The organism is Flavobacterium sp. C3NV (genome assembly GCF_046825355.2).
In the GTDB taxonomy this organism is placed as follows: Bacteria; Bacteroidota; Bacteroidia; order Flavobacteriales; family Flavobacteriaceae; genus Flavobacterium.
In genome coordinates this window covers 89,259-101,679 of the sequence record NZ_JBKQBJ020000006.1, presented here as the reverse complement: position 1 = coordinate 101,679, position 12,421 = coordinate 89,259, and the positions used below count along the sequence as shown (strand labels likewise).

9 protein-coding genes are annotated in these 12,421 nt (G+C 35.3%); 6 read left to right on the top strand and 3 right to left on the bottom strand.

Annotated elements, in window-relative coordinates:
• Positions 1–135: 135 nt before the first annotated feature.
• The 3 genes from ACIDC4_RS10625 to ACIDC4_RS10615 all read left to right on the top strand — a co-directional run bounded on the left by ACIDC4_RS10625 (position 136) and on the right by ACIDC4_RS10615 (position 4,769).
• Positions 136–1,770: an ABC-F family ATP-binding cassette domain-containing protein gene (locus tag ACIDC4_RS10625; protein ID WP_412044418.1), complete on the top strand. Its 1,635-nt coding sequence runs from the start codon at positions 136–138 to the stop codon at positions 1,768–1,770.
• Positions 1,771–1,981: 211 nt separating this feature from the next.
• Positions 1,982–3,136: a porin gene (locus ACIDC4_RS10620; RefSeq protein ID WP_412044419.1), complete on the top strand. Its 1,155-nt coding sequence runs from the start codon at positions 1,982–1,984 to the stop codon at positions 3,134–3,136.
• A gap of 64 nt (positions 3,137–3,200) precedes the next feature.
• Positions 3,201–4,769 carry an anaerobic C4-dicarboxylate transporter gene (locus ACIDC4_RS10615; RefSeq protein ID WP_412044420.1) on the top strand — a complete coding sequence of 523 codons (1,569 nt, stop codon included), beginning with the start codon at positions 3,201–3,203 and terminating at the stop codon, positions 4,767–4,769.
• A gap of 83 nt (positions 4,770–4,852) precedes the next feature.
• On the opposite strand, the gene ACIDC4_RS10610 is transcribed toward ACIDC4_RS10615, so the two are convergent.
• The 3 genes from ACIDC4_RS10610 to ACIDC4_RS10600 are packed head-to-tail and all read right to left on the bottom strand — an operon-like array spanning position 4,853 to position 8,362.
• The gene (locus ACIDC4_RS10610; protein WP_230032679.1) at positions 4,853–6,010 is read right to left on the bottom strand and encodes an ABC transporter permease; all 1,158 of its coding nucleotides are present in this window, start codon (positions 6,008–6,010) and stop codon (positions 4,853–4,855) included.
• Between the two features lie 3 nt (positions 6,011–6,013).
• Positions 6,014–6,967, bottom strand: a complete 954-nt coding sequence (locus ACIDC4_RS10605) for an HlyD family secretion protein (protein WP_230032677.1) — start codon at positions 6,965–6,967, stop codon at positions 6,014–6,016.
• A 12-nt stretch (positions 6,968–6,979) separates the two neighbouring features.
• A complete protein-coding gene (locus ACIDC4_RS10600; protein WP_412044421.1) occupies positions 6,980–8,362 on the bottom strand; it encodes a TolC family protein in 1,383 nt (460 codons plus the stop codon).
• A gap of 262 nt (positions 8,363–8,624) precedes the next feature.
• Here ACIDC4_RS10600 and ACIDC4_RS10595 point away from each other — a divergent pair, with 262 nt between their 5' ends.
• The 3 genes from ACIDC4_RS10595 (at position 8,625) to ACIDC4_RS10585 (ending at position 12,420) form a co-directional block, all read left to right on the top strand.
• A complete protein-coding gene (locus tag ACIDC4_RS10595) occupies positions 8,625–9,770 on the top strand; it encodes a hypothetical protein (protein ID WP_412044422.1) in 1,146 nt (381 codons plus the stop codon).
• 107 nt (positions 9,771–9,877) lie between these two features.
• On the top strand, positions 9,878–10,969 hold the full coding sequence (locus tag ACIDC4_RS10590; RefSeq protein ID WP_412044423.1) for a porin: 1,092 nt from the start codon (positions 9,878–9,880) through the stop codon (positions 10,967–10,969).
• A 20-nt stretch (positions 10,970–10,989) separates the two neighbouring features.
• Positions 10,990–12,420 carry an anion permease gene (locus tag ACIDC4_RS10585; RefSeq protein ID WP_412044424.1) on the top strand — a complete coding sequence of 477 codons (1,431 nt, stop codon included), beginning with the start codon at positions 10,990–10,992 and terminating at the stop codon, positions 12,418–12,420.
• The last annotated feature ends 1 nt before the right edge of the window (position 12,421 follow it).

Below are 12,421 nucleotides of genomic sequence, written 5' to 3'. Positions count from 1 at the left end.
CTAAGTAGTCTAACTCTCTCTAAAATCTTGAATTCTAATTGCCACATTCTCTAATTAAATCTATCTTTGCACCTTCAAAAAAGCACTTGCTAAGAAATCTAATACTCTAAGCAGTCTAAAATCTAAAAAATCTAAATGATTACAGTTAACGATATTTCGGTTCAGTTTGGTGGAACTACATTATTTAGCGATGTTTCTTTTGCTATAAATGAAAATGATAAAATTGCCCTTATGGGTAAAAATGGTGCGGGAAAATCGACACTTTTAAAAATAATTGCAGGTCAGAGCAAACCTTCAACCGGAAGTATTTCGACTCCAAAAGATGCTGTTGTGGCTTATTTGCCTCAGCATTTATTAACAAAAGACGGATCGACTGTAATGGAAGAAGCATCTAAAGCTTTTGGTGAAATCTTTAAAATGAAAGCTGAAATCGATGAAATCAACGAACAATTAACTGTTCGTACCGATTATGAAAGTGATGCTTACATGAAATTGATCGAAAGAGTTTCTGACTTAAGCGAGAAATTTTATGCTATCGAAGAAGTAAATTACGAAGCAGAAGTTGAAAAAATATTAGTTGGTTTAGGTTTTGAACGTGAAGATTTTACACGTCAGACTTCTGAATTTTCAGGAGGATGGAGAATGCGTATCGAGCTTGCAAAAATTTTATTGCAAAAACCAGACTTAATTTTACTGGATGAGCCAACCAACCACATGGATATTGAGAGTATTCAATGGCTGGAAGATTTCTTAATCAACTCAGCAAAAGCGGTTGTAGTAATTTCGCACGATAGAGCGTTTGTAGACAATATTACAAACCGTACTATTGAAGTTACAATGGGAAGAATTTACGATTATAAAGCCAAATATTCTCATTACTTAGAATTAAGAAAAGACCGTCGCGTGCACCAACAAAAAGCATACGACGAGCAACAAAAAATGATTGCTGATAACAGAGCATTTATTGATCGTTTTAAAGGAACATTCTCTAAAACAGATGCCGTTCAGTCTCGTGTTAAGATGCTTGAAAAACTGGTTATTGTTCAGGTTGATGAAGTAGATAATTCTGCATTAAAATTAAAATTTCCACCGGCAGCCCGTTCAGGACAATATCCTGTTGTAGTTAAGGAGCTTTCTAAATCATACGGAGATCACGTAGTTTTTAAAGATGCTAATATTGTGATCGAAAGAGGTGAAAAAGTTGCCTTTGTAGGTAAAAATGGTGAAGGAAAATCGACCATGATCAAAGCGATCATGAAAGAAATTGGTATCGATGAAGGAAGTGTAGAAATTGGACACAATTCTCAAATTGGATATTTTGCTCAAAATCAGGCTTCATTATTAGATGAAAATGCTACAATTTTTGAAACAATCGACAATATTGCAGTTGGAGATGTTCGTACACAAATAAAAAATATTCTTGGAGCATTTATGTTTCAGGGAGATGATATAACAAAGAAAGTAAAAGTGCTTTCCGGAGGAGAAAAAACACGTTTAGCAATGATCAAATTATTGTTGGAACCTGTTAACTTATTGATTCTGGATGAGCCTTCGAATCACCTTGACATGAAAACCAAAGACATTATCAAAGATGCTTTACGTGACTTTGACGGAACTTTGATCCTGGTTTCTCACGACCGTGATTTCCTTGACGGATTAGCAACTAAAGTTTTTGAGTTTGGAAACAAACGTGTGAAAGAGCATTTTGAAGATGTAGCAGGTTTCCTTGCACATAAAAAAATGGATTCTATGAGAGAGATCGAGAAGTAATCTAGTTAAAAATATAATAATACAAAGGGCGTTAGTTAATTCTAACGCCTTTTTTTTATGAAAAAATATGAAAAAATGATTATTAAATAAATGTTAAAAACATGATATAGATCAGAATTGTAAATACTGGTATTAGATAATTTTAATAAAGCAAAACAGCGATTTTTTATAGTTTGAGTTTTGTGAAAAAAAATAAATCTAAACTTTTATTATGAATTTTTTAAATCAGTTTTTCTTCAAAAAGATTGTCTTTTTAATCTTTTTATTTCCTCTTTTTTCGAATGGGCAAACTACAGATGCTAATGCTCAAAGCGAGGTAAAATATCCTCAATTTAAAGTTCAGGGACTTTTTCAGGGACGTTACTTAAGCGGCTTTACCAAGGGTGTAGATGCCACAACCGGACTGCAGCACTCAGATGGTGAAGGGGTCGAAGATACATTCGATATAAAAAGAATGCGTCTGGGGCTTACAACCAAATTAAGCGATGGATTTGATATTGTTGTTCTGGCAAATTTTGCAGACGTAAAATCAGATCCTAAAAACAAGATTCTTGAAAATGCCTTTGCAAGATATATTTTTAATAAAAATATAGGTGTTATGGCTGGTCAGTTTAGACCCGCTTTTGGAATTGAGGAACTAAATCCTGCTGATATCCTTAAATCATTCGATTATTCTAATCAGTATACAGAGTTTGGCAATAATGGCTGGGCAAGTTTTCAAATTGGAGCTTCTGTATTTGGAGGTTTTAATTTAGGAAAGCTTCCGGTTAGTTATGCATTTTCTGCCGTGAATGGAAATGGCAGAAATCAGGCTTCAGACAAAGACGATGGTAAACAATACTCTTCTCGTCTGGCTTTCGAATTAAATAAAAAACACAATATCAATTTTGGTATTAATGGTGGTATCGGGGAAGTTTTTAATACCAAAGTTTTTGCAGTTGCCCTAGATCTTACAGCCGATTTTAAACTGGCAGATAAACTAATATTACAAACTCAGCTTGAAGGCAAACAAGGAATAAACCACTACTTATATTATTCTCTAGCTGCAGAATCCAGAACAGGAAATATTAATGATTACGAAATGCGTGGTGCTTATTTCTTACCCAATTTAAGGTATGAAATTAAATACCAAAAATTAACCGCCATAGAATTTTCGTGTCGATATGAATATTTTGACAGAAGTTTTAAAATCAATTCAAATGCCAGACAAACCTATACGCCAATGGCAGGTCTGGAATTTGGAAAAGGGTACACGGGACGTATCGAAATGGGAATGCAGTTCGATAATTACAAACGCAACGTCGCCAATACTACAGCATACGATAACAACTTATTTATCATACAATTTCAAGGAAGATTTTTCTAGAAATTAAACTATTGCGTAGTGTTTTGCTACACAAATATTAACTAATCAATAATTTAAAATAAAAATGAAAACAAGTATCAAAATAGTACTTTGTCTCTTTTTTGCAATTGCAGGACTGAGTCCTTCTTTTGCCAATAACACAAACAAAAAAGATATTATTGCAGAGCAAACCATAGCTCAGGTTTCAGTTCCTTCAGATTCAAAAATAACTGTTCAAAAAGAGATTGCAACACCTTCAAAGGCACAAAATGAAACTGTCAAAAAAGCTTCGACAGATTCCGAAAAAGCAATACCGGCAAATGCTCCGTTTTTGTTTTGGAGTCAATTAGTCTTGCTTCTGGTAATTATTTATTTCGGAATAAAATATGGAGGTATCGCGTTGGGAATGCTTGGTGGTTTAGGAGTTACCTTATTAGTGTTTTTATATGGAGTAGAACCGGGAAAACCTCCAATAGAGGTGATGCTGATTATTCTAGCGGTAGTTACAACATCATCATCTTTAGAAGCGACGGGAGCATTAAATTTAATTGTGAGTTACGCTGAAAAATTGCTTCGTAAAAATCCGAATAAAATTGTTTTCCTGGCACCCTTAACAAGTTTTACGCTTACCATGCTGGTAGGTACAGGTCATGCGGTTTACCCGTTATTGCCGGTTATTTATGATGTTTCTATTAAGAATAAAATTCGTCCGGAACGTCCAATGGCAATGGCCGCAATTTGCAGTCAGTTAGGGATTACGGCGAGCCCAATTTCGGCAGCAGCGGCAGCTTTGGTGGGGATTTTTGCAGCAGCCAATTTGCATGTTAGTCTTATCGATATTCTTAAAATTACAATTCCGTCTTGCCTTGCCGGTTTGCTTCTTGCGGCACTTTGGAGTTTAAAAAGAGGAAAAGATTTAGAAAATGATCCAATTTTTCAGGAAAAAATAAAAGATGAAGAACAGAGAAAATATATTTTTGGAGATCTGGAAGCGCAAACTAACAAATTCGGAAAAAAATCTAAAACTGCTTTAGCGCTTTTCCTGCTTGGAATTTTAGGAATTGTAATTATTGCTATTTTTCCCGAAGCCATACTTCCATTAGATAAAGAAGGAAATCCTTTAAAAATGAGTATTGTATTGCAATTTGTGATGTTAGCGGTTGGTGCCATTATACTTTTTGCTACAAAAATATCAGCAAAAAGTATTTCTGATACCAAAGTTTTCAATGCAGGTATGGTCGCGGCGATTATGATTTTTGGTATTGCCTGGATGAGTGATACCGTTATCGAAAATAACAAACCCTATATTTTATCTCTTATTAGCGAAACGGTTACGGCACATCCGTGGACATTTGCTCTGGCTATGTTTTGCGCTTCTGCATTCCTGAAAAGTCAGGCAGCGACATTATTGGTTATTATGCCTTTGGGAATTTCTTTAGGGATTCCAACACCCGTTTTGATAGCTTGTATTCCCGCGTCATATGCCTATTTCTTCTTCTGTTTTTATCCAAGTGATTTGGCAGCAATCAATTTTGACAGATCCGGAACAACAAAAGCGGGTTCATGGATATTAAATCATAGTTTTATGATTCCGGGTATGATTGCGGTCTGGACGGCAGTTATTGTAGGTTTTGGATTGGTTGAATTGTTATAAGATTTAATTATTATTTAAAGGTTTTAATTCTAATAAAAAAAGCACAAGAGAGATCTTGTGCTTTTTTATTTTCAGATGAATGATTAGGCTTCTTTTAAAACACTTTTCTTTTTAAAATGTAAAGCGATATAGGCGGCAACAAAACAAACTATTCCTATAATAACCATGTTCCAAATAGGTTTTGTAGTTTGAGAAAAACTACCGTTTTCTATAATTAAAATTCTAAAAGCTTTTAGGAAATGAGTCAACGGAATTACGTTGGCAATTGCCTGAACAGCTTGCGGCATTTGACTTAAAGGCCAGGTAAAACCGCTAAGGATAAAACTTGGAGTTGCAATGACCATTAAAATCTCTGTAGCTTTTAATTGGCTAGGAACTAAAATACTGACCAGAATACCTATAAAAGAAACCGATAGCACAAATATGCCGGCAATGAAAGTAAGAGGTAATAAATTTTCATAAAAAGGCAATCTGAACCATAAAGTAAAAAGCCAGTAAATAATCCAAATACCAAAACTCATAATCATATAAGGAATTATTTTTACAGCTAACAAGTTTAAAAGTGAAGGGCATCTTTTAACTAAATCTTTAAAAGTTCCGTTTTCAAATTCTGAAGCAAACGAAAGCGCTAATCCTAATAAAAGAACTTGTTGCAAAACAGTCGCCAAAACGCCGGGCCAAAGAAAATACATATAATTGGTACTTCGGTTGTATTTTTTTATGAAAGTAGTTTTGAAAGGTTCGTATTGTGATGCCAGTAAATTTTCAGGAACACCTTGTTTTCTTAATGTTTCAATTTGAACTCCGGCTTTCATTGTTCCAAGACAAACCTGAATTGCTGTTGAAGCATAATTGGCGGTCAAAACATTCGAAGTATTTACTATAGTTGTAATCTCCGGATACTTCTTGGTAAGTGTCATTTTTTCAAAATCCTTCGGAATAATAACAACACAAGTCGCTTCTTTTTCGATAGCAATCTGCGAAAGATTGTTCTGATCGTATAAGATTGAAGCAATGTGAAGAACTTCATTGTCCTCAAACATCTGAATGGCTTTCGAACTTAATTCAGATCGATCCTGATCAATAATAATGATCGGTAAATCGGTCACTTTGCCTTTTCCGTAGACATAACCCAATAAAACTCCATAAAGAATTGGTGCTCCAATAAAAAGCAATCTCAGGACTTTATTGCTCCAGAATAATCTGAATTCCCGTTTAAGCAATGAAAAGAAATTTTGCATAGTTTAAAGAGATAAAGTAACAGTTGTTTTGGTGATAAGATCTTTTGTTTCGTCTATGTTAGAAGGTGTTATTTTTATTTCGAATAAACTTTCCTGCATTTCATAATCAGGATATGCCGTTGCGATATTACCGTAAGCGCCAAGTTGTTTTATTGTAGAAATCGTTCCTTTTATATCTTCTTTTTTATACGGAACATGAACCGTTATTTCCTGACCTTTTTTAAATTGTGCCAATTGATTTTCCGGTATCGTAAATCTAAAATAAGTACTGTTGGCAATATATCCATTAAATAAAGTATAACCCGGTAAGGCCAGTTCGCCAAGATTTAAAGTAATGGTTTCGATACTCATATTTTGGGGTGCAATTATGTAACGTTCTTTATCTGCAGTTTCTACTTCCTGCAAAGCACCAAGAGCTCTGTCTTGTTGTCCAAGAGCCATTGTTTGCTGCTCGATTCTGGCACCTTTTTTAGCATCATCTAATTCGGCAACAACAGCATTGTATTGTGCCTGAGCTCCTTGGTATTTGGCAAAAGTTTCATCGTATGTTTGCTGAGATATTAAAGAGTCTTTCAGCATATTCGTCAATCGTTTAATTGATTTTTGTGCAAATTCATATTGTTCCTTTAATCCCATTTTTTTGGCTTCAAGCTGTTTGATTTGGTTTTCGGTCGCTCCTTTTACAGCCATTTTATATTGTGCCTTGGCTGATATTACGGCTCCTTCGGCCTGACTTTTTTTTGCATCAACTTCCGGAATATCAAGAATGGCAAGTGTATCTCCTTTTTGTACAATATCGCCTTCCTTGACAAAGATTTTTAAAATTTTGCCTGGAATTTTGCTCACAACGGCAATTTGTTCTTTTTCTATTTTTCCCTGAATTACATTTTCTTTTTTAGCTTTTTGACAGCTTATAAAAATGAAAATTAAACTGACTATGATGATTGCTTTTTTCATAAAATAGAAATTTTATTTAGATAATTTTTTTGATAGATCGCCGGTAGCAATTATAGTTTCAATTGCTGATAATCGCTGTTCGATTAAAGTTGTCGTTTTATTTACGGATGCTTTATACGAATCATTTTCGGCTTCAAGACGTTCAGATATGTTTATCAAGCCTTCTTTATATTGTTTTATGGCAAGATTTAAGTTGTTTCCGGCTACTTTTTCCTGTTGTTGCGTAATGTCAATTTTTTGAGTCAGAACACTATAATCGACAAAGTTTTTTTCGAGAAGCAATTCGAGTTTTTCTTTGGTATCGTCGATCTGATTTTGAACTTGTTCTATATTTATTTTGGATTCATGCACTTTATGTTTTCTTTCAAAACCTGAAAAAACTTCCCATTTCATTGCGGCGCCTACCACCCAGTTGTTGCTAATCGTTGCTTCGTTTAATCCTAAATATAATGCTTGATTTATTCCGGTAATGATTGGGGTTGTAGCATTTGCATCGAAAAGGCTTGAATACGAAACTCCTCCAAAAGCACCTAGAGTGGGTAAGTATGTACCTTTTTCTTTTTTTAATAAATATTCGTAAGCAGTTTTAAAAGATTCCAAAGCTTTTATTTCCTGTTTGTTTTGCGTGCTCAATTTTTCGTCTGTAATTAAATACGGAACCAAATTGTATTGAACATGCTCAATTTCGGTAGTGGAATATCCTGTCAGGTATTGAATTTTTTTATAAACTAGTCTTCGTTTTCCGTCCAGTTCAATTTTTTTAGAAGCCAGTTCTAGTGATGCTAATTTAATTTTGTCTCTGTCATACGGAACGGCAAGTCCTTGTTCGATAGCTTTTGTAACACGTTTGGTTTCTGTTTCCAATCGGTTTTCGCTATCTTTTATTAGTTGGTCTATTTGTTTTAAGAGCTCAAGTTGGTCAAATGTATTAATGACATCTTTTATGATTTGATCTTTCTCAGATTCTTTTAAAAACTCAGTTCCTTTGGTTTTTTCGTGAATAGCTTTGGCTCCGTTCGGGATTTGCATTCCGCTAAAGAGAACTGTTTTAGCCATGACACTTCCGTTAAAAATGTTTCCGTAATTTTTAAAAGCCGTTTTTCCATCAAATAATGGATAATTTACAATAGGTATGGTAGCCGTAGGAAGATCGACGGTTAGTTTATTATCAAAATAAGTATAAAGAGCACTGGCTTCTACAGTTGGGATGTACTTGTTCCAGACGCTTTTTTCCTGAAGATTTAATTTCTCAATATCCAGGTCTTTGTTTTTTAAGGAAACGCTCTTTTCTATTGCTTTGTTTATAGCTTCTTCCAGAGTTGTCGAAACTTCGATCTGGCCGTAGCTGTAAGTGAATGAAAGAAAGAAAATGAAAATAGGTAAATGTTTTCTCATCGTAATTTTGTTTCTTAAGTTGTAATAAATCTTAAACAGTATTTTGTAAGATATTATAAAAGGCAGATATCTTAATTGAAGAGGTATTTACAAAGTTAGAATATTAATCTTACATTAAATGCTTTGTGATCAGTAAATTGGCAGAGATAGAGAATGTTGCAACTGTTTTTGATCTCAATTATAGAAAGTTTTCTAATGATGTTAAATTCTTACGTTTTTTTTATATCTTAGTCATCATAATCCGGCTTAACTAAATATTAACATGAAAAAGAGCGTCTTGTTTTTTGCTATTGTAATCAGCGGTTTATTTAGCTTCTCTGCATTTTCTCAAACAGATAATGAACCTGTTGCTTTAGGTTTGCCGGGTGACAATCTTAATTTGTATGCGGTAGTGGATATTTTTCAAAAATCTAAAACTTTAGAAGATTTCGAAAAAGCATTAAATGATCCGGAAAATAAGGTGAATAATTTAGACTTAAATAATGATGGAGAAATAGATTATATCGAGATCGAGAGTCATAAAGAAGGAAACACACATGTAATTGTACTTCAGGTTGCCGTAAATAATACCGAAACTCAGGATGTCGCTGTTATCGAAGTTGACAAGGATAAAAAGAATAATGTACATGTTCAGGCCATTGGCGATGAAGATTTATATGGTAAAAATTATATTGTAGAACCTTCGGATAATGTTTCAGGCACGCCAAATCCCGGTTACAAAGGTGATGGTACTGTAATTGTAAATAATAATACGACCAATAATTATAATACAACAACCACTAATCCGAGTTATGTAAGTACAAGTGTGAGTGCATGGCCAGTAGTATTGTTTTTATTTTCTCCAGTATATGTTGTTTATAGATCTCCGTGGCATTGGGGATATTATCCTTCTTACTGGCGTCCTTGGCGTCCGGTTTACTACCATGATTATTGGGGATATCACGGACATTATTACAGAAGTCCTTATTATCGCAGAACGGCAGTTGTAAGAAATCCAAGATATTATAATAATTATGTGTCAAGAAGAAATACATCTGTAATCGTTAGGGATAACAGAACTAACGGACGTTATAATACGACCTACAATGGCAGGGATTATAAAAGACCAGCTCCGGTTACTTCTACAAGACCAACGCGACCAGGGAATACAACGCGACCGGGAAATACAACAAGACCTGTAACACGCCCCACTAACCCATCGACAAGACCGGGAAATACAACGAGACCTGTAACGCGCCCGACTAATCCATCGACAAGACCCGGGAATACAACAAGACCTGTAACACGTCCTGTAAATCCCACGAATCCTTCAACGAGACCTGCTGTAAAACCAACACAACCCGTAACTCGTCCTGCGGCAAGACCAGCAACGACAAGACCGGCAAACGGAAGTTCAAATAGAAGATAGTAATTCGGGTTTTTAATAATTGCTAATATTGGCTTAATTTTTTAGTTGTGATGCTTATGAGTAAAAATTTACACATAATAATTGTTTTTTTTATAATACCACTTTTCATGAATGCTCAAACGCTTACCACACCAGCGGCAGCAGATGAGAGTAGTGTTAAGTATCCTCAGTTTCAATTTAAAGGTCTTTTGCAGGCCAGATATTTAGAAAGTTTTGGTGAAAATGTAGATGTTTTGGGAGTTCATCATTCGGCTGGTGAGGTTACTCAAAGTTCTTTTGATATAAAAAGAATGCGTGTTGGACTAAATACAAAACTAAGTGAAGCGACTGAAGTTGTGATTTTAGTAAATCTGGCCGATTTTAAATCAGATCCTAAAGGAAAGGTTCTTGAAAATGCTTATGCGAAATATACTTTTAGTAAATATTTAGCTTTAACCGGAGGTCAGTTTCGTCCGGCATTTGGTATTGAGGAATTAGTTCCGGTAGATATTATAAAATCATTTGATTTCTCTAATCAGTATTATGAGTTTGGAAAAAACGGCTGGACGAGTTTTCAAATCGGAGCGTCTGCAACCGGATCTGTTGATGTTGGTAAAATCCCTGTGAGTTATGCTGTTTCTGTTTTAAACGGTAATGGAAGAAATCAGGAAATGGATAATGATAACGGAAAGCAATACGCCACAAGATGGGTTTTTGGATTATCAAAAGTGCATAAAATAAATCTGGGTCTTAATGGTGGAATTGGGAAAAGGTCTGATCAAAAGGTTTTTGCCGTAGGAGCAGATATTACCAGTGATTTTAAGCTTACAGATAAATTTACTTTCGATTTGCAAATTGAGTATAAACAGGGAACGAATCAAAATTTATATTTTTCTTTACCTCCGGAAGGCAGAACTGCGAAAATTGATGATTACCAAATGCGCGGTATTTATTTTTTACCTAATCTAAGATATCTCGTAGACTATAAAAAACTGACCTCACTGGAACTATCTTGCCGATTTGAATCCTTTGATAATAATTTTAAGACAAGCCCAAATTTAAGAAGGACTTATACGCCCATGATAAGTCTTGAATTTGGTAAAGCATATACAGGCAGGATTGAGATGGGATTTGAAATCGATAAATTCGATAAAGATATTCCTAATACAGCGTACTATAGTGACAACTTATTTCTAATTCAGTTTCAGTGCAGACTTTAGTTTAATTTAATTTTCATCTTATGAAAGAAGTAAAAATTCCCCAAGCCATAATAACACTTGTAGTTGGAATTGCAATTTGGTTAATTCCGGCACCGGATGGCGTAGTTATCGAAGCCTGGCATTTATTTGCCATTTTTGTCGCCACCATTTTAGGGATTATTTTAAAGGCGGCCCCAATGGGAACCATGTGTATGATTGCGATTGCATTAACAGCTTTTTCGCAGGTTTTGGCTCCGGGCGAGGCGGGTAAATCAGTTACTTTGGCATTAAGAGGTTTTGGAGATAAAGTAATCTGGCTTATCGGAATTTCGTTTTTTATCGCAAGAGGATTTATTAAAACAGGTTTAGGAAACAGAATCGCTTTCTTGTTTATTAGAATATTTGGTAAAAGTTCCCTTGGTTTGGCTTATGGTTTAGGATTGGCTGATTTGGTTTTGGCTCCGGCTGTGCCAAGTAATACCGCAAGAGGAGGAGGAATCATTTATCCTATAATGAAATCGATGTCAATGAGTTTTGGTTCGATGCCGGATCAGCCTGAAACACATAGAAAATTAGGGTCCTATCTTACGTTAAGCAGTTATAATGCCAACTTAATAGCGTCGTCTATGTTTTTGACCGGAACAGCCAGTAATCCTATGTGTCAAAAATTTGCACTTAACCTGGGAATCAAGATTAGTTGGATTTCGTGGGCAACTGCAGCTATCGTCCCGGGTTTGGTGGCGTTTTTTGTAATTCCTCTGGTATTATACAAAATTTATCCGCCGGAGCTAAAGAAAACGGGAGATGCTCCGCAAATTGCAGCTCAGAAACTAAAAGAAATGGGGGCAATAACACGCGATGAATGGATGATGTTGCTGACTTTCTTTATCTTATTGTTTTTATGGATGACCGGCGATTTGTTTTCTATTGATGCCACCACAACTGCATTTATTGGTCTGGTAATTTTATTGCTTACTTCGGTTTTAACCTGGGAAGATGTAAAAGCCGAAAAAGGCGCATGGGATACCATTGTCTGGTTTTCGGTTTTGGTCATGATGGCCAGTTCGCTCAACGAATTAGGTTTTATTGGCTGGTTTAGTAATTTGGTAAAAGCAGAAATAGGCGGTTTAAGCTGGCAAATGGCTTTTCCGATTATTATATTGGTATACTTTTTTAGTCATTATCTTTTTGCAAGTGCAACCGCACACGTCGCTGCGATGTATGCGGCTTTACTTGGTGTAGGTGTTTCGTTAGGAATTCCGGGTTTGCTACTTGCTTTTATGCTGGGATTTGTAGGGTCAATCTACGGAACTTTAACGCATTATGGTCACGGTCCGGCACCTGTTTTCTTTGGGAGCGGCTACGTCGATTTAAAAAGCTGGTGGGTCAAAGGGTTAATCACCGGATTAACAATGTTACTTATTTACATGGTAATCGGTGGATTATGGCTAAGACTTATTGGCTACTTTTAAA

Bases quoted from the DNA above. Each gene is read 5' to 3' on its own strand.
- ACIDC4_RS10625 (WP_412044418.1), top strand. From the start codon at position 136: ATGATTACAGTTAACGATATTTCGGTTCAGTTTGGTGGAACTACATTA.
- ACIDC4_RS10620 (WP_412044419.1), top strand. From the start codon at position 1,982: ATGAATTTTTTAAATCAGTTTTTCTTCAAAAAGATTGTCTTTTTAATC.
- ACIDC4_RS10615 (WP_412044420.1), top strand. From the start codon at position 3,201: ATGAAAACAAGTATCAAAATAGTACTTTGTCTCTTTTTTGCAATTGCA.
- ACIDC4_RS10610 (WP_230032679.1), bottom strand. From the start codon at position 6,010: ATGCAAAATTTCTTTTCATTGCTTAAACGGGAATTCAGATTATTCTGG.
- ACIDC4_RS10605 (WP_230032677.1), bottom strand. From the start codon at position 6,967: ATGAAAAAAGCAATCATCATAGTCAGTTTAATTTTCATTTTTATAAGC.
- ACIDC4_RS10600 (WP_412044421.1), bottom strand. From the start codon at position 8,362: ATGAGAAAACATTTACCTATTTTCATTTTCTTTCTTTCATTCACTTAC.
- ACIDC4_RS10595 (WP_412044422.1), top strand. From the start codon at position 8,625: ATGAAAAAGAGCGTCTTGTTTTTTGCTATTGTAATCAGCGGTTTATTT.
- ACIDC4_RS10590 (WP_412044423.1), top strand. From the start codon at position 9,878: ATGAATGCTCAAACGCTTACCACACCAGCGGCAGCAGATGAGAGTAGT.
- ACIDC4_RS10585 (WP_412044424.1), top strand. From the start codon at position 10,990: ATGAAAGAAGTAAAAATTCCCCAAGCCATAATAACACTTGTAGTTGGA.